Source organism: Rhodococcus sp. ENV425, from assembly GCF_002887785.1.
In the GTDB taxonomy this organism is placed as follows: domain Bacteria; phylum Actinomycetota; class Actinomycetes; order Mycobacteriales; family Mycobacteriaceae; genus Rhodococcus; species Rhodococcus aetherivorans.
Genome location: NZ_PCZU01000036.1, coordinates 1 through 17,714, shown reverse-complemented (window position 1 = coordinate 17,714; position 17,714 = coordinate 1). Strand labels below are relative to the sequence as shown.

The following is a 17,714-nucleotide window of genomic DNA, read 5'->3' as shown; positions in this document are numbered from 1 at the left end:
AAAGCGCAACTATTCGTGCTGATACCCCGGAAATTCCGTGGTACTCCGGATCACCGCAGGTCAGGGTCTCGCGGTGGGTGTCCTTCCCGTGGACGCGAAGTGAATGAATGCTCGTGTCACCCGGCTGAGCATCGAGTCCTGATGCCACGCGACGACCACGTCGACGGAGTCGGGAACCGGATCGACGAGCGGCCTGACGACGAGTGGGAGATTCTCGTACGTCACGTCGAGCGGGGGCCGCTGCAGCAGCAGGGTCCACCCCAGGCCGCGACCGACGAAGGCCCGCGCCGTCTCGTAGTTGGAGGTGCGGTAGGCCACGCGCGGCGCGAACCCGGCGCCCCGGCACACCTCCATCGCGTGGTTGCTGCTCGGCGGCGCGTCGAGCAGCACCATCGGGTCGTCGCGCAGATCGGCCAGCCGCACCGGGCCGTCCCCGCCGGCGAGACGGTGGTTCGCGTCGAGCAGCACCGTCGGCTCGCGCGTCATCAGCGTCGCCTTGCGCCACTCCGCGGACAGTTCGAGGTCGTAGACGATCGCGAGGTCGAGCTCGCCGTTGTCGAGCTGGGTGCGCAGCCGGTTCTGGGTGTCTTCCCGGAACTCGACCCGCGCGCGCGGGAAGCGGTGGGTGAATCCGGCGAGCAGCGCGGGCAGCACCGTCGGCCCGAGGGCGGGGTAGCACCCGATGGCGACGGGGCCGGCCACACCGCCGCCCTCCCCCACCGCGTCGGCCTGCAGTTCGCTCGCCTGGTGCAGCAGCACCCGGGCGCGGGCCAGTACCGCCTCCCCCATCGCCGTCAGCTGCACGCCGCGCGCCCGCCGTCGCACGGCCAGCTGCGTCTGGAGCGACTTCTCGAGGTCGGTGAGCGCCGCGGACAGCGCGGACTGTGACAGGTGCAGCCGCTCGGCGGCGCCGGCGATCGTTCCCGTCTCGGCAACCGCGACGAACGCCGCGAGCTGGCGCATGGTGAAGTTGGGCACCGAGTCGGGACGGGTCATGCGGGCAACGGTATCGAGCGGGAGCTTTTACCCCCAGCGGGAGGTTGTCGCCGGTGCTACTCGACGGATGGCGCAGCGACAGCCCGGTGGTCGCGACAACCTCCCGTTCCCACGGGCCCGCGCCCGTCGCGGTGCTCGGGCGGGCGCAGCAGCAGCACGACGTCCCGCGCGACATCGACTACGCGCGGCGGGGCCGGGCACCTGTGCGGTGCCCGGCCCCGCCGGTGACGCGGATCAGGCGCTCAGGTCGACGTCCTTGCTCTCCTTGACGAACCGGGCGAGGACCACGGCACTCAGGGCGCAGCCGGCGACCAGGTACACGATCACGCTGCCGATGGTGCCGGAGCCGGCGTACAGCGAGGCCACGATGACCGGGGTGAAGCCGGCACCGAGGAGGCTGCCGATCTGGTAGCCGAGGGAGGCGCCGGTGTAGCGGGCGCGGGTGCCGAACTGCTCGGCGAGGAACGCCGGCATGGGGCCGAACGTCAGCGACTGCAGGACCGAGCAGGCGATCACGAAGGCCAGCACGACCAGCAGGAAGTTGCCGGACGAGGCGAGCTGGAACAGCGGCCACGCCAGGACGACCATGCCGACGAAGCCGGTCATCATGACGGGCTTGCGCCCGTAGGTGTCCGACAGCCGGGCGGCGCCCAGGATGCCGAAGATCGCGACGAACTGGCAGATCGCGAAGGCGGTGAGGCCCTGCGACCGGGACACGCCGTTCCCGGCGGCGTAGGTGATCACGAACGTCGAGAACAGGGCCTGGATCACGAACGGCGCGGTGCACACCAGTCCGGCGAGGATCAGGGTGCGCGGCGCGCGCAGGATCGTCACCAGCGGGATGGTCTCCTTGGTCCGGTCCTTCTTCGCCTCGGCGGCGCGCAGCGCCTCCTCGAAGACGGGGCTCTCGGCGATGCGGGCCCGCACGAACAGGCCGACGGCAAGCAGGACGGCCGAGAACAGGAACGGCACGCGCCAGCCCCACGAGAGGAAGTCGTCCTCCGGCAGGAGAGCAGCGAGCGAGAGGGCGACGGTGCCGAGCACGGCGCCGGTGGGGCCACCGGCGTTGGTGAACGCCGCCGCGAAGCCGCGGTTGCGGCCCTTGACGTGCTCGAGCGACATCAGGGCCGCCCCGCCCCACTCGCCGCCGATCGCGACGCCCTGCACCGCACGCAGCAGGATCAGCATCGCGGCGCCCCAGGTGGGTATCGCCGGGACGAGGCCGATCAGGAAGGACGCCACTCCCATGATCGTCATCGACAGCATGAGCATCTTCTTGCGGCCGATGCGATCGCCGAAGTGACCGAAGACGATGCCGCCGAGCGGGCGGGAGATGTAGCCGATGGCGAAGGTCGCGTAGGAGGCGATCAGCGCGAGGCCGGGGCTGAGGTTCGCGAAGAACACGGGGCCGAACACGAGCGAGGAGGCGGTCGCGTACAGGATGAAGTCGTAGAACTCGACGGTGCTCCCGAGGTAGCTCGAGAACACGACGCGACGGATGTCCTTGTTCCGCTGCGCCGGCGCGACGATGGCGGCGGGCTCTGGGTCTGCGAGGGTCATGGTGGGTCCTTACTCTGCGAGGACGATGCTAGATCCGGTCGGCGGGGCCGGCTCAGAAGGGGTAGACGGGCACGTCGCGGCTGACGGTGATCCAGCGCGACTCGGTGAACGCCTCGATGCTGTTGGCGGCACCGCCGAATCGGGCGCCGTTGCCCGAGGCGCCGAGACCACCGAACGGGATGTTCGCCTCGTCGCCGACGGTCTGGTCGTTGATGTGGGCGATGCCGGTGGGGATCCGCTCGGCGAGGGCGAGGCCCTTGCCGACGTCGCGGGTGAAGATGCCGAGCGACAGCCCGTACTCGGTGTCGGTGGCCAGGGCCACGGCCTCGTCGAGGGTCGAGAACTTCACGACGGGAGCGACGGGCCCGAACACCTCCCGGGCGTAGGCGGGGGCGCCGGCGGGGACGTCGGCGAGGACGGTGGGCCGGTAGAACAGGCCCTCGTAGGTGCCGCCCGCGACGAGGCGGGCGCCGGCGTCCACGGACGCGGTGACCAGAGCGTGGATCTTCTCGAGCTGACCGTGGTCGATGATCGGCCCGAGCGCGACCTGCTCGGTGGCCGGGTCGCCGACGGGCAGCGCCTCGGCCTTGGCGGCGAGCTGCGCGACGTACTCGTCGTAGACGGACTCGTGCACGATGTGCCGGCCGGTGGTCATGCACACCTGGCCCTGGTGCAGGAAGGAACCGGCGGCACCGGCGGCCACCGTGGCGGCCAGGTCGGCGTCGTCGAGGACGACGATCGCGGAGTTGCCGCCGAGTTCGAGGTGGACCTTCTTGAGGTTGCGGGACGCGGCGGCGCCGACGGCGCGGCCGGCCGGGGTGGAGCCGGTGAAGGAGATGACCGGTACCCGCGGATCGTCGACGAGGGCGGCGCCGACGTCGGCGCCGGCGGGCAGCACGGACAGTACCCCGGCGGGCAGGCCGGCCTGTTCGAAGATGCGGGCGAGGGCCACGCCGCCGCAGACGGCGGTACGCGGGTCGGGCTTGAGGATCACGGCGTTGCCGAGGGCGAGCGCCGGCGCGACGGATCGGATGGCGAGGATCAGCGGGAAGTTGAACGGCGCGATGACACCGACGACACCGACGGGCACGCGCTTCGACATGCTCAGGCGCGGTGCCTCGCTGGGCAGGATCTCGCCGAGCGCGTGCGAGGGCAGGGCCGCGCCCTCGAAGCACTCCTGCGCCGCGACGTGCGTCTCGAGCTGGGCCTTGGGGCGCAGGGAGCCGGACTCGCGCATGATCCAGCGCTCGATCTCGTCGGCGTGCCGCTGCCACAGGTCGCCGGCGCGGCGCAGCACGGCGGCGCGTTCGGTGTGTGGGCGGGCCGCCCAGTCGCGCTGGGCCGCGACGGCACGGTCGACGGCGCGTTCGAGGTCGCCCTCGTCGGCGAGGCCGACGCTGCCGAGCGTCGCGCCGGTCGCCGGTTCGACGACCTTGATCTCACCGGCGCCGCCGGGGATCCAGTCTCCGGCGAAGATCTTTCCCTGCCAGATGGATTCGTCGAGAAGTGCCATCACGAACTCCTTGTGTACGGGTGCCGGACCGGCCGGCGGGCGAAGCGGGGCACGCGGCGGTCGCGGCCGTGAATGAGGGGACCGCCGAGGCGGCCGTGGGTGAGGACCGCCGAGGCGGCCGGACGAGGCGGCTGGACGCTCGCTCGGTGCCGGGGAGCGAGCCCTCCGTTGGCCCCTGAAGTATGGGTCACGTCACAATGGCGTGAAAAGCAGAATTAGCCGGTGATATTCCACAGGTCTGCTCAACAATGGTGACATGCGGGACCGCGGGCGGCACCGAAGCCGGTCGCCACCCGCGGATCCGGTGAACCTGCAGTTCAGGGGGTCGGCGCGACGGCGTCGAGAATGCCCCACGTGCGCAGGATCTCGGACGGGTCGTCCCGTCCGGGCACGGGAGGCGCGGCCGGCACGCCCGCCGGGGTGCGCGAGAAGCGAGGCGCGGGCGCAGGTTCGGGGTGACCGTCCCGGTACAGGAAGGTGCCCCGCGCGGTGAGGTGCGCGTCGGCGGGCGCCTCGGTCATCGAAAGGATCGGGGCGACACAGGCATCCGTGTCCCGGAAGACTGCCGCCCACTCGTCGCGCGGGCGGGTGGCGAACGCGGCGGCGATCCGCTCGCGCAGATCCGGCCAGCGCCGGCGGTCCCACTGCCCCGGTAGCTCGCCGTCCGTATCGAGGCCGAGCCCCGCGAGAAGCTGCGCGTAGAAGGGTGGTTCGAGGGCCGCGACCGCGACGTGCCGGCCGTCGGAGGTCTCGTACACGTCGACGAACGGGGCCCCGGAGTCGATGAGGTTGGTGCCGCGCGCGTCCTGCCACGCGCCCCCGGCGAGCATCGAGTACGGGTTGGCCATCAGGTGCGCGACGCCGTCGACGATCGCGGCGTCGACGACCTGGCCGCGCCCGGAGCGCTGCGCCTCCCACAGCGCGGCGAGGATGCCGGATACGAGATACATTGCACCGCCGCCGAAGTCGCCGACCAGGCTGAGCGGCAGCTGCGGGGGTCCGCCGGCCCGGCCGATCGCGTGCAGCGATCCGACCAGGGCCTGATAGGTGGGGTCGTGCCCGGCGCGCTGCGCGAGCGGCCCGTCCTGGCCCCAGCCGGTCATCCGGCCGTACACCAGCTTCGGGTTGCGCGCCCAGCAGTCCTCGGGACCCAGGCCCAGGCGTTCGGTGACACCGGGCCGGTAACCCTCGATCAGCACGTCGGCCTTCTCGACCAGCGCGAGCACCGTCGCGAGCCCGTCCGGGTCCTTCAGGTCGGCACCGATCATCCGCTTGCCGCGCTGGAGGGTGTCCAGCCGCGGATCGATCGGCATGGTGAACCCGGCGCCGGCACGCTCGACGCGTACGACGTCGGCGCCCTGATCGGCGAGGAACATCGCGGCGAACGGCGCCGGTCCCAGCCCGGCCAGTTCCACGACCTTCAGGCCGGCCAGCGGGCCCGTCCGGTGTTCGGTCATCGTGATCTTCTCCTGCAGGTTCTCGGCGTCGCTAGACGCCGACGAGCTCGCCGACGGTGACGGTCTGCTTGCCCTCGGTGATGTGCGAGGCGATGAACTCCTCGTTCAGTTCGATGCCGAAGCCCGGGCCCTCGTTCGGGTAGAGCTTGCCGTCGGCGAAGATCGGCACGTTCAGGGCGATGTCCTGCGTGATCTTCTGCTCGGCGTTCTCCCACTGGTTGTTGATGATCAGCGGGCCGAGGTTCTCGTGGGTGAACTGCGACGCCCAGTTGTTGGCGATCATCAGGTGCGCCGAGGGGCTGGCCTCGAGGCCCGAGCCGATCATGCAGCCGCTCATGACGGCCATGTCGGCGAGGCGCGCCATCGTGAGCCAGCGCTGTGCCTTGAGCAGGCCACCGGCCTTCTGCATCTTGATGAACAGGCCGTCGGCGGCGCGACGTTCGATGATCTCCCGGATGTTGTGCAGCTCCTGCGCCGACTCGTCCGCGAAGATCGGCGTGTCGATGCGGCTGCGCAGGCGCGCCATGCCCTCGATGTCCCAGTGCGGGACGGGCTGCTCGATGCACTCCATGCCGTACCGGTCCAGCCGGCGCATCGTCTTCAGCGCCTGGTCGTAGTTCCAGAAGCCGTTGGCGTCGACCACGATCCGGGCGGAGTCGCCCAGTGCGGCACGGACCTCGCGGACGTTGTCCACGTCGTGGTCGGAGTTGCCGTCGGACTTGAGTTTGATCAGGCAGAAGCCCTTCTCGTGGGCCTGCACGGCCTCGGCGACCACCTGGTCGACCGGGCCGGCGGAGGCGACCCAGCCCTGCACGGAAGCGTCGGCGTTCTTCCCGCCGAGCAGCTGGTACACGGGCACGCCCAGGGCCTTGCCCTTGAGGTCGTGCAGCGCGAAGTCGACGAGGGCCTTGGCCTGGTTGTTGTCGCGGACGAAGGTGTCCATCTGCCCGACGATCTTCTCGATGTTGAGCGGGTCCTGGCCGATCAGGAACGCCGGGGCGATGTGGTTCGCGATCATCGCCGTCATCGATTCCTGGGTCTCGCCCCGGTACCAGGTGGAGGTGTCGCCGCTGTCGCCGTAGCCGACGATCCCCTCGTCGGTGTGCAGCTTCAGCACGACGGAATGGATGTGGGTGATCCTGGTCCCCGGCATGAGAAACGGCTTGACCAGCGGTGTGGAAACCGGGATCAGTTCGACCTTGGTGATGATCATGCGACGTGCTCCTGAGCGGAAGAAGGGATGACGGTGGCGCCGGCGTCGGCCAGGGCCGTGAGTTCGGCGGTGTCGAGGCCGGCCTCCCGGAGGATCTCGACGGTGTGCTCGCCGACGAGCGGGGCGCGGCGCTCGACCGCGCCCGGGGTGCGGGAGAGCTTGGCGGGGATGCCGGGGACGGTGACGGCACGGCCGTTGTGCGGGTGCGTGACGGTCGGCAGCATGTCGCGGGCCCGGAAGTGGGGGTCCGCGAAGATGTCCGCGGCGTCGAGGATCGGGCCGAGCGGCACCTTGCCGCCGAGCAGCTCGATGAGTTCGGCGACGGTGCGGGTGCGGGTCCAGGCGTTGACCACTTCGTAGACGGCGTCGCGGTTGAGCCACCGGTCGTGGTCGGTGGCGAACCGCGGGTCGTCGACGAGTTCCGGCTGCCCCATGACGGCGGCGAGCTTGGCCCACTGCGGGTTGTGCGGGGCACCCAGCGCGACGACGCCGTCCTGTGCCTGCACCGTGTCGAACGGCGCGAAGCCCTGCAGCTGGTTGCCGAGCGGGCCGGGGACCCGGCCGGTGTGGCCGTAGGTGTTGACCACGACCTCGGAGATCGCGAGGACGGCGTCGGCCATGGCGACGTCGACGTACTGGCCCTGCCCGGTGCGCTCGGCGTCGCGCAGGGCGGCGAGGATCCCGAAGGCGGCGAACAGGCCCGGAACCGTGTCGCCGACACCGGAACCCACCCGGACGGGGTGCTCGGCGTCGGTACCGGTGATGGACATGAGCCCACCCATGGCCTGCGCGACGATGTCGAAGGCCGGCCAGTCCCGGTAGGGGCTGTGCCCGCCGGTCTTGTCGCCGAATCCGCGGATCGAGGCGTACACCAGGCGGGGATTGCGCGCGGCGAGGGTGTCGTAGTCGAGGCCGAAGCGGTCCATGACGCCGGCGCTGAAGTTCTCGACGAGGATGTCGGCGTCGTCGATCAGGCGCAGCAGCACGTCGCGGGCGTCGGGCTTCTTCAGGTCCAGCACGATCGACCGCTTGTTGCGGTTGGCCGACTGGAACACTCCGCCGTAGTCGCGGGGCTCGTCGTCGGAGGCGAACGGGCCGGCGTAGCGGAGGAAGTCGCCGCGCGGCGGCTCCACCTTGATCACGTCGGCCCCCTGGTCGGCGAGCAGCGACGTGCAGAACGGCCCGGCGAGGGCCTGGGTCAGGTCGATGACCCGCACCCCGTCGAGGGCGCGGCGCCGGCTGGTGCTCATGCGGTGGCCTCCCGTCCGAGCAGCGCGCGGCCGATGACGACCTTCTGGATCTGCGGGGTGCCCTCGCCGATCTCGAGTCCGGAGACGTCGCGCAGCATGGCCTGCAGCGGCAGTTCCTCGGCGAAGCCGCTGTGGCCGTGGGCGACGATGCAGTCGCGGATGGTCTGCAGCGAGACGTCGGTGGCGTAGAGCTTGGTCATCGCGGCCTCCTTCGTGAAGGGCCTGCCGGCGTCGGCGAGAGAGAGGGCGCGGTAGGTGAGCCAGCGGGCCGCCTCGAGCTTGGTGGCGTTCTCGGCGATCGGGAAGGACACACCCTGGAACGAGGCGACCGGCTTGCCGAACGCCTTGCGGGACTTGACGTAGTCGATGGTGATGTCGAGGGCCTTGCGGGCGACTCCGGTCGACATCAGGCCGATGACCGAACGGGTGTAGTCGAATTCGCTCATGACGAGCCGGAATCCGTTGCCGACGCCACCGATGACGTACTCGTCCGGGACGAAGACGTCGTCGAGGAACACACCGGCCCGGCCGAGCGGCTTCCAGCCGGCGTCCGGGAACTTCTGCATGCTCACGCCGTCGGAGTCGAGGGGCACGAGGAAGGCGGTGACGCCGGATTCCTCCGGGGTGGCGCCGCGGGCCTTGACGAAGGTGATCATCGCCTTGGCGTGCGGGGCGAAGGTGATGGACGTCTTCTCGCCGTTGAGCTTCCAGCCGCCGTCGACCTTCTCGGCCTTGGCGCGCATGGCCATCGCGTCCGAGCCGCTGCCCGGCTCGGTCAGGCCGAGGGCGACGACGTGGCGGCCCTCGACGATGCCGCGCACCCAGTCCTTCGCGACATCGGGGGCGAGGAAGCGCTCGAGCAGCGGGCCGGTGAGGTTGTTCGTGTAGGCGAGCTGGCTGAGGTAGAAGTTCGCGTAGGCCAGTTCCTCGTGGGCGATGCCGAGGTGCGTCTTGGTGAGCACCTCGCCGATGCGGCCCTGACCGCCGTTCTCCTCGGAGACGCCGAGGCCGAGGAGGCCCTGTGCGGCCATCTTCTCGGCGAGGTCCCACGGGAACTCTTCGCGGTGGGCGCGTTCGAGGTAGCTCTCGGCGTGCGGTGCCGCGAACTCGCGGACCCACTGGGCGAACTCCTCGTGTTCCGGCGCGAAGAGGACCGGCGGATGCAGGGCGTCCGTGGCAGACATTATCGATCTCCTCGAAGTGGTTGTGAATCAGCGCTTCTCATCGGCGCCGGGAACGGAACCCGGACCGCGCGCTGCCGATCAGCGCGTCGGAACCCAGTATGTCCGCAGTCACAACCTCAGAAAAGAACAGGAATCTGCTGATCGATATGAGAAATACTCAAGAATGGTCGGCGGCGCCGCTCACAGCGCGCCCACGCGGGCCGTTGCGAACGAGATGAACTCGCGTACCACCCGGCTGAGCACCACGTCGGGACGCCAGGCGATGACCAGCCGCACCGGATCGAGGTCGGGGACGTCGATCGGCAACAGCACGATCTTCAGTCCGCCGTAGGTGCGGTTGAGCTGCGGCTGGTGCAGCATGATCGTCCAGCCCAGGCCCCGGCCGACGTACGCCCGCACGGTCTCGTAGTTCGCCGACCGGTACTCGATCCGGGGCGTGAACCCGGCCCGCGCACACACCTGCATCGCGTGTGTCGACGCCGGCACCGCGTCGAGCAACACCATCGGTTCGTCCCGCACCGAGGCCAGCTCCACCGGGCCGGGCGTGGCCGCCAGCCGGTGCCCCGCCTGCACGACCAGCGCCGGCCGCCTCGTCATCAGCGTGGCGGTGCGCCATGCCGGTGGCAGCTCCAGGTCGTAGGTGATCACCGCGTCCAGCGCCCCGCCCTCGAGCCGCTCGCCCAGCTCGTCGGCCATCGCCTCCCGGAACTCGAGCGACACCCGCGGATGAAGCTCGGTGAACTCGGACAGCAGCGGCGGCAGGATCGTCGGCCCGACCGTCGTGTAACACCCGACGGCGAGCCGGCCGGCGAGTTCGCCGCCCGCCCCGAGCATCTCGTCCTCGATCTCGCTCGCCTGCTGCAGCAGGGCCCGCGCCCGGGCCAGCAGCGACTCCCCCGCCGGCGTGAGGTGCACGCCGTGGGCACGGCGGCGCACGCACAGCTGCGCCGACAGCGCCTTCTCGAGTTCGGTGACCGCCAGCGACACCGCCGACTGCGACACCAGCAGCCGGTCGGCCGCCGCGCTGATCGTCCCGGTCTCGGCGACGGCGACGAAGGCGACCAGTTGCCGCATGGTGAAGGCCGGCGCCCGGTCGCTGCTCATGAATCGATCATATGGGCGGTCCGCGCCGCGCCCGTCGCGGCGGTCAGGCGTCGGGGGCGGTCGTCAGCGGCACGTCGCCGCCCGGCCGCCGGCGGGGCTCCGCGACCCGGTGCAGCCCCCGGCCCAGCTTCCCGACCCCGGTGCTGCCCGCCCCGACGGCCCGGCCGCCGAGGGTGCGGGCGCTGTCGCCGAGGGCACCGCCGACGGCCCGGACCGGGTTGCCCAGCTCCGCCAGGTTCTCGGCCACCGACGGATCCTCGGCCTCGAGGGCGCGCTCCGCGGCGCTGCCGAGCGCCGCCGCGACGTCGTCCAGGTCCGCCCGGAGCCGGGCGATGTCCTTCTTCACCCGGGCGGTCGACAGCCATCGCACCAGCTCGAACGGCTTGAGCGCGGCGTAGCTCGCCAGCCGTGCGCGGGCGCGCAGCAGCAGCCCGACGTCCCGCTCGACGCGCCCGGCGAGCGTCGTGCCGATCGCCGCGCATTCGTGCTCGAGCCGGTCCGGTTCGGTGGTGCGGATCCGCGCGAGCCGCAGCCGCTGCCACAGGTTCAGCGAGTCCTCGACGAGGACGAGCAGCTGCAACGTCTCGCCGAGCCGGTCGGTCTCCACGGCCTGCTGCAGGCAGGCCACCCGGTCCTGCGCCGGAGCGTCGGCGGCGAGCCCGTCGAGCACTTCTCCGGTGTGGGCTCGCAGCCGCCCGGCCCGATCGGCGAGTACGTCGCCGAGGCCGCGCACGGATTCCCAGTCGGTGGCGCGCAGCTGCCCGGTGGCGTCCAGGAGCCCAGCCACCCTGGTCAGCGCGTTGTGGTGGTCGACGGCGTCCCCGCCTCCGGGTGCGCCGACCAGCTCGAAGATCTCCGCGGAGAACTCGTGCACCCGCGCGACGGCGGCCTCGACCGAGACGATCGCGTCCCGCAGGGCGCGGGCGACGGCTTCGTCGGCGGGACCCGGTTCCTCGATGTGCGCGTCATCGGCCATGGCTCCATGGTGCTACGCGCGCACGACGGGCGCAGCAGGATGCTCCGTGCCGAGCAGGTGACGGATGCCGAAGCCGGTGACCAGGGCGGTCACGAACGCCATCAGCAGGCCGCCGAGCGCCCCGATCGCCACGGTGAGCCACAGCGGCTGGCCGGGCTGCCACAGCGGCGTGCACACCACGAGGAACAGCGTGAGACCGGCCAGCCACGCACCGGCCGTCCACACGATCCAGCGCCCGGCGCGCGGGAGGTGCCGACGCAGCTCGAGCCACTGCGCGACCCCGATCGAACCCAGCAACGCCACGCCGAAGAGGACACCGAGCGCGATCGGGATCGCCACCGGCCACGCGGACCACGTCTCGTAGAAGGTCGAGGGCGACATCCCCAGCAGGTAGGCGCACGCGGCGGCGACACCCGTGCCCAGCACCCAGCGCCGGACCGACATCGCCGGCAGCCGGTGCCGCAGCACCCGCGCCTGCGACCAGCCCAGCACCGATCCCTCGACGACACCGGCCACCATCAGCGCCGGCAACGCCGCGGCACTGTCGAACAGCACGGCCCCGACGACGGCGGGAACGAGGAATCCGACGAACTCCCCCGCCGTCGCCGACACCGTCCAGTCCCGCAGCAGGCTCATCGGCCGATCCCCAGCCGTGCCGCCAGCTCCGGACCGCCGACCTGCCGGACGAAGTCCGGGTCCCCGCACACCACCAGCTGGTCGCGGGCCCGGGACAACCCCACGTACAGGCGCTCGCGCGAGCGCTCCTGGGGCTGCGTCTCGTTCACCGCGAGCACCACCGCCCGGCGCTCGAGTCCCTTGAAGCCGAGGACATGCCCGTAGAAGACCTGTTCGGTGTCCCAGAAGCTGTCCCAGTACGCCGAGTTGCCCTCGGACTGGCGCGCCACCTGCTCCGGGTGCCGGCTGCCCGTCGCGAGCAGCGCGACGTCGCCGGGCCGCCAGCCCTCCTCGAGCAGGGCGTCGATCCGGTCGTCGGCCACGGCGAGCGCCTCGTCGCCGCGGCACGCGACGAACTGCACGTCGGGGCCGTCGCCGCCGAGCAGCCGCATCCGCTGCCCGACGAGCGGGCCGAAGGTCCCCGCGATCTGCCGGGTGTTGCGCAGGTTGTGGTCGAGCACCAGCGGAACCAGCGGCACCGGGGGCCGGCCCTCCCGGTCGAACACCCGCTGCGCCTCGTCGGTGAACACGTAGATGCCGCTGGTCTCCTCGTCGCGCAGGGCGGCCATGATCGGATCCCACCAGGCGTCGGCGAAGTCCTGCGCCTCGTCGACGACGACCGCGTCGAAGCGCTGTCCCTCCGGCAGCGACCGGGCCAGCTCGGTCATCTGGGCGGGCAGGTCGTGTTCCCAGAAGCGCACGGTGTCGGCGGTGCGCAGGGCCTCGTCGGGACCCTCGGCGGCCCCCCACAGCCGGCCGAGGGCGTGGAACTCGCCGACGTATGCGGGCCGCTTCTTCCGGTTCCACGTCGCGGTGATCCGCTGCAGGTACGACGCGAGGCCGTGCGAATAGCAGATCAACGCGACCCGCTGGTGCTGCTCGGCGAGGCGCCGGGCCTGCTCGAGGGCGAGGAACGTCTTGCCTGTGCCGGCGCCGCCGCGCACCTCGACCCGGGTCAGCAGGCGGGTCGCGTCGAGGATGACGGCCTGCTGCTCGGTGAGCCGGTCCGCGGCGTCCTCGTTGGCGACGGCACGCGAAACCACGTCGCGCTGCGGCAGGCCACGGCCCGCGAGCACCTCGGCGAACTGGTCGACGCCGTCGGCGACGAGGGCCGGCCGGTCGAGTTCCTGCTTGTCGAGCACCGCGCGCAGCCGTTCGGCGATGCTGCCGAGGTCGTTGCGGTCGATCACCTTCCAGCGGGGGCACTCGGGCAGGGCGAAGTCGGCGCGGACCTCGGTGTTGGGCAGGACGACGAAGTGGTCCCAGCGCAGCCGGCCCTGCGTCCAGCGGGGGTCGGCCTCGACGTAGCGGCGCAGCGCGTAACAGGACTGCATCACCTGCCGGACCGGATCGATCGACCGGTCCTTGCCCTGCCGGGCCTGCACCCACTGGAAGCCGTCGTGCCACACCTGGCCGCCCTTGACCTCGAGGCACGCGATGCCGTGGCCCTCGAGGGCTAGGACGAAGTCGATCTCGTGGTCCTTGAGATGGTCGGTGACGCGCAGGCCCGCGGCGACGAGATCACCGTCGCCGAGCTGCCGGACGAGCGCGTCCCAGACGACGCGTTCGGCGTCGTTCGCCAACAGCGGATGCTCGGGTCTGCGGATCGGCATGCGCTCAGCTTGGCACGCGCACCCATGCCTGCTCGAGCAATGCGGTCACCTCGGCCTCGTGCCGGGCCCGGTAGGCGCTGAGCACCCGGCGCGGCCGGGTCTCGTCGCCCAGGCCGACGGCGGCGGCGAAGGCCGGCGCGACGCCCTCGTCCGGCACGATCTCCGGGGCCGAGTGGCCGATGAGGGCGAGCGCCTTGCGCAGCGGTTCGGCGTTGTCGGCGACGGTGCGCAGCGGCAGCACGTCGAACCGGCCGCCGGGGTGGAACTCGAGGAACATCTCGTTGCCCTCGTCCACCCCGAGGTCCTCGAGAAACCGTCGCACGCTGCCGAGATGGGGGGACGCGCCGGTCCAGCGCACGACCTGGGTGCCCAGCCGGGACGACAGGGAGACCTCGCGGCCCGGCGCGCAGCCGATGACCCCCGCGACCGCGGACGGCACCGGGAAGTCGGCACCGCGCAGGTGGTCACGCGTGGCGGTGACCCGCAGCCGCCACACGTCGCCGAGGCGGTAGAGGCGGCGGGTGCGGTGCGGCGGCTTGATGCTCACGTGGGTGCGGCGGCGCCGGCGCACCCGGCCGTCGACGATCTCGAAGTCACCGCTGCCGGCGAAGATGCGGGCGCTGGTCGGCGACACCCCGAAACGCTCGACCAGACGGTCGACGACGCGGTCCAGGTCGGCGGATCCGCCGTCGGCGTCGACGATCCGGGCGATGCGGCCGCGCACCGCGCCCGCCTCGTCGGTCTCCCATTCGCTGAGTGACCACCTGCCGTCCTCGGAGAGCGTGAACCGTTCGTCTGCGCCGATCGCGTCGATCACGGCGGCGGGACCCGCGGGGGTGCCCATGCGGTCGACGAGCTCCGCGGCCGGCAGCGGATCCCCGATCACCTCGAGAACCGCCGCGGCATGATCGGCGAACGCGGACCGCCGGGTCAGAGCGCGGCCCTCGAACATCGGTACACCGCACCGGCGCAGCCACGCGGCGAACTCCGCGGCGGGCAGGTCCCACACGACAGCGACGGCCGCGGGTTCGACGACCCCGTTCGGGGATTCGAACTCGGCGAGCAGCGCGTGGGTGCGGCGCTCGGCCTCGGCCAGGCCGGGCACGGCGACCCACCCGTCGACCACCTCGAAGCGGTCGTCGAGGCGGGCGAGAGCCCGCCACAGCGGCACGTCGAGCCCCGGGACGGGCTGGGCCAGCTCCGGCCGCAACCCCAGCATCCGGTCGAGGGCGGCGACGGGGCGCACGTCCACGCGCAGCGCCGCGAGCAGGTCGCCGACGGCGGTACCGAACGCGAAGGTCGACGGGGCGTCCGGGTCGGGCGGCTCGTCGCCGAGGACGCGGCGGCGGATCGCGTCGCGCTCGGGCGCGGACAGCCCGGCGACGTACGCGGCGAGTTCGTCGAGCGCGCGGTGGGGCGCCGGCACGGGCAGGTCACGCGCGGTCAGGGCGGCGATGCGCGCGGCGACCTGCTGGATCTCCTCGGGGGTGCCGTCCTCGAGCTCGACCCGCACCAACGGCCGGTCGGGGTCGGCGCGCAGCCCGCGCCACCGCGCGAGCGCGACGAGGTCGTCGATCAGCAGCGACAGCGCCGGCGGGAGCGTGGGGGCGTCGGTCGCCACCCGCAGCGACGCCGGGTCCCGCAGGATCGCGAGGACGAGGACGGCCTGCACGATCTGGTGCACGGTCTCCGGGCCCGCACCGCGCACGGAGAACAGGGCGGCGGGCGTGTAGCCGAGCAGGCCGGCGGTGGTCGCCGCGCGGGGCAGCCGCGCGACGGTGGCGGCGGCGCGGGTGCCGAGCCCGAGCGCCGCGACGGGGACGTCGACGGTGTCGGCGATTCCCGTGGAGAACGCGAGATCGGGGTGCTCGGTGACGTAGATGCGGGCCAGTTCCCCACAGATCGCCACGACGTCGGCGGAGGCGGCGGTCTCCGCCGGGGACCGGCGTTCCCACCAGCGTTCGTCGGGGACGAGGGCGGCCAGTTGCGCGTTGCGGGCCGAGCCGTACCGGTCGAGCCACGGCATCAGGTCGAGCCAGACGTACTCGCTGAGCATCCCGGGGGACAGTGCAGTCGACCACAGCGACACGACCCGGTGCTCCTCTTCGATGCGCGACAGGCGACCGCGGTCTCGTGCGGAACGCCCGTCGGGGACTCTACCGGCCGGCGGTCCGGCCGTCGTACGACGACCGGATCAGCCGAGTTCGTCGGCGCGCCGGACCAGCATGTCCCGCAGGCGGGCCGTGTCCCGGTCGTCGAACCCGATCTCGGCGACGCGGTCGAGGCCGCCGGCGATCCCGCGCCGGATCCCGTCGAGCATCCGGACGACGGCGCGTTCGGGCACGCCGAGCCGGCCACCGGACTCGACGAAGTGGCGGCGGGTGAGCTTGTTGGCCTTGCCGTACAGGTCGAGGGCCATCGGGTCGCGCCAACCGAGGTAGGGCTGGGTGCACAGGAGGTCGTACGCCGGGGTGACGGCCCACAGCCCGGCCTCGGTCAGGTGGATGGAGAAGTTCTTCCCGTGCAGGTCGCCGTTGCCGACGGCGTACGAGTAGGCCACGAGCCGCAGCAGTTCGAGGGTGGCGACGCGGGCCGATCCGCCGCCGCGCTCGCACGCGGCGGCCAGCGCCTCGACGACGCGTTCGGTCTTCAGCCGGTACTTGGCCGCCGGGTAGACACCGAGGACCTGGCAGGCGTCCTCCTGCGCGGCGCGGTGGACGGTGTGGCCGGGACCGATCCATCGGTCGAAGCGGGCGACGAGCAGTCCCGCGTTGCCCCTGCGGTCGTAGACGAGCTGATGCCCGGCGACGGCGAGGCCGCAGGCGGTCGCGAGACCCATGAAGAAGTGCTCGTTCTCGACCAGGCGGGGGTAGCCGCGGGGCGGTGCGAGTTTGAGGATGGCGGGGCCCTGCACCGTCGCGACGGGGGCGGAGTACATCTGGGCCGACACCTTCGCCTGCACTCCCGGCAGGGAGGTCGGGTCGAGGACGACGGACTCGTGGCCGGAGATCCGGTCGAACAGCTCGTGCAGGTCCTCGCGCCGGACGGCATCCGGGTCGAGCAGGAGCGTCGACGTCGGGGGCCGAGCGCCGGCGGGGAGCACCCGCACATCGCCGATGGTGTCCGCGCCGACCGCCATGAGGATGGTGAGATGGTCGTCTTCGGAGGTCTTGGTGGCGGCGACGGCGCCGCGGAGCCGGATGCCCTCCGGCAGCAGGCCGGCGAAGAACGGGGGCACGCTGCCGCCGCCGGCGCGGACCTCCTCCCCGGTCTTCGGCACCGTCCACGCGAGGGCGGGAGCGGCCGGATCGTCGAGGTAGTCCTGCGCGTACCGGAACACGACATCGTGGCCGTCCCGGGTGAGGTGCCCGGCCAAGCGGTCGCCCTTGTACACGTCGGCGCTGTCGACGGCGACCAGGCGTTCGACCACCGCGCTCACCCGGCCCGGTCGCCGCGCGTGGTGAGGGTCAGGTCGCAGCCCAGCGCGTCGGCGATCGCCACGACGAGGTCGAGTTGCACGGTGGCGCGGCCGGACTCGAGCGACTGGACGCTCGAGCGCGACACCCCGGCGAGGTCGGCCAGCTCGGACTGGGTGAGGCCGAGCCGGTGCCGCCGGTCGACGAAGTGGTCACCGAGACCGCCGCGTCCCGTGCGGGCGCGACGGCGGGGCGTGGCCACGGCGCCTCCTCCCTGTGCTTGCGACGGCATGCTTTGCGTCGAGTGTGCCGTCGCTACGCGCAGTTGTCCAGGGCTATGCCTGCAATGGCAAGCTCAAGAGTCGCAAAGCTGGCCCGTCCACGGGAGTTCGTGGCTTCGGCCTGGCCTCGCAAGCCCAGGGGTGCGGCCGGTCAGGGCGTGACGCGATCCGGCTCGACCTCGAGCTGGGCCGCGGGCCGAAGCCGCAGCAGCACCAGGCCCGCGACCGACGCCACGATCAGTGAGCCGACGGCACCGTGCACGTGCAGCGCGTTGACGGCGATCCCGGCGCCGACCAGACCCGCCAGCAGCGCACACCACAGAACGACTTTCGCGACCACCATGACCCAAGCACCTTCCCGAGGCCCCCCGCCCGACTACGAAGAATAGTGCGCTGGGTCACACGATCGCGGGAGGGGCGCGGCGTGTCCGCTCGCCGGAGGTGCGGGGCACACGCCGCGCAGCGGCACAGGGCAC

15 protein-coding genes are annotated in these 17,714 nt (G+C 72.0%); all 15 read right to left on the bottom strand.

The genetic code is table 11. The features are described from left to right. Positions 1 to 60 precede the first annotated feature (60 nt). Positions 61 to 996, bottom strand: coding sequence for a LysR family transcriptional regulator (locus CQZ88_RS02470; RefSeq protein ID WP_006939123.1), 936 nt, complete (start codon positions 994 to 996; stop codon positions 61 to 63). A 234-nt stretch (positions 997 to 1,230) separates the two neighbouring features. Further along, positions 1,231 to 2,556 (bottom strand): MFS transporter, encoded by a 1,326-nt coding sequence (locus tag CQZ88_RS02465; RefSeq protein WP_006939125.1) that lies wholly within the window; start codon positions 2,554 to 2,556, stop codon positions 1,231 to 1,233. Between the two features lie 52 nt (positions 2,557 to 2,608). Continuing rightward, positions 2,609 to 4,069, bottom strand: a complete 1,461-nt coding sequence (locus CQZ88_RS02460) for a benzaldehyde dehydrogenase (RefSeq protein WP_065922799.1) — start codon at positions 4,067 to 4,069, stop codon at positions 2,609 to 2,611. A gap of 317 nt (positions 4,070 to 4,386) precedes the next feature. After that, positions 4,387 to 5,526 (bottom strand): CaiB/BaiF CoA-transferase family protein, encoded by a 1,140-nt coding sequence (locus tag CQZ88_RS02455; RefSeq protein ID WP_102799205.1) that lies wholly within the window; start codon positions 5,524 to 5,526, stop codon positions 4,387 to 4,389. Between the two features lie 31 nt (positions 5,527 to 5,557). Then, positions 5,558 to 6,739 (bottom strand): mandelate racemase/muconate lactonizing enzyme family protein, encoded by a 1,182-nt coding sequence (locus CQZ88_RS02450; protein ID WP_006939130.1) that lies wholly within the window; start codon positions 6,737 to 6,739, stop codon positions 5,558 to 5,560. Beyond that, a complete protein-coding gene (locus CQZ88_RS02445) occupies positions 6,736 to 7,989 on the bottom strand; it encodes a CaiB/BaiF CoA-transferase family protein (protein WP_065922800.1) in 1,254 nt (417 codons plus the stop codon). The genes CQZ88_RS02450 and CQZ88_RS02445 overlap by 4 nt, the downstream gene beginning before the upstream one ends. Next, entirely contained in the window at positions 7,986 to 9,173 is a 1,188-nt protein-coding gene (locus CQZ88_RS02440; RefSeq protein WP_050034903.1) for an acyl-CoA dehydrogenase family protein, read from the bottom strand. The genes CQZ88_RS02445 and CQZ88_RS02440 overlap by 4 nt, the downstream gene beginning before the upstream one ends. A 180-nt stretch (positions 9,174 to 9,353) precedes the next feature. After that, positions 9,354 to 10,277, bottom strand: a complete 924-nt coding sequence (locus CQZ88_RS02435) for a LysR substrate-binding domain-containing protein (protein WP_006939143.1) — start codon at positions 10,275 to 10,277, stop codon at positions 9,354 to 9,356. A gap of 43 nt (positions 10,278 to 10,320) precedes the next feature. Continuing rightward, positions 10,321 to 11,253 carry a hypothetical protein gene (locus CQZ88_RS02430; protein WP_006939145.1) on the bottom strand — a complete coding sequence of 311 codons (933 nt, stop codon included), beginning with the start codon at positions 11,251 to 11,253 and terminating at the stop codon, positions 10,321 to 10,323. 12 nt (positions 11,254 to 11,265) lie between these two features. After that, positions 11,266 to 11,889: a hypothetical protein gene (locus CQZ88_RS02425; protein ID WP_050034902.1), complete on the bottom strand. Its 624-nt coding sequence runs from the start codon at positions 11,887 to 11,889 to the stop codon at positions 11,266 to 11,268. Next, positions 11,886 to 13,541: a nuclease-related domain-containing DEAD/DEAH box helicase gene (locus CQZ88_RS02420; protein ID WP_029542569.1), complete on the bottom strand. Its 1,656-nt coding sequence runs from the start codon at positions 13,539 to 13,541 to the stop codon at positions 11,886 to 11,888. Before CQZ88_RS02420 ends, CQZ88_RS02425 begins: the two co-directional genes overlap by 4 nt. A gap of 4 nt (positions 13,542 to 13,545) precedes the next feature. After that, entirely contained in the window at positions 13,546 to 15,630 is a 2,085-nt protein-coding gene (locus tag CQZ88_RS02415) for a hypothetical protein (RefSeq protein ID WP_050034901.1), read from the bottom strand. A gap of 105 nt (positions 15,631 to 15,735) precedes the next feature. Next, positions 15,736 to 16,971: a type II toxin-antitoxin system HipA family toxin gene (locus tag CQZ88_RS02410; protein ID WP_006941579.1), complete on the bottom strand. Its 1,236-nt coding sequence runs from the start codon at positions 16,969 to 16,971 to the stop codon at positions 15,736 to 15,738. A gap of 5 nt (positions 16,972 to 16,976) precedes the next feature. Continuing rightward, on the bottom strand, positions 16,977 to 17,219 hold the full coding sequence (locus CQZ88_RS02405; RefSeq protein ID WP_006941585.1) for a helix-turn-helix transcriptional regulator: 243 nt from the start codon (positions 17,217 to 17,219) through the stop codon (positions 16,977 to 16,979). 170 nt (positions 17,220 to 17,389) lie between these two features. Further along, positions 17,390 to 17,581 (bottom strand): hypothetical protein, encoded by a 192-nt coding sequence (locus CQZ88_RS02400; protein ID WP_006941589.1) that lies wholly within the window; start codon positions 17,579 to 17,581, stop codon positions 17,390 to 17,392. Between the last annotated feature and the right edge of the window lie 133 nt (positions 17,582 to 17,714).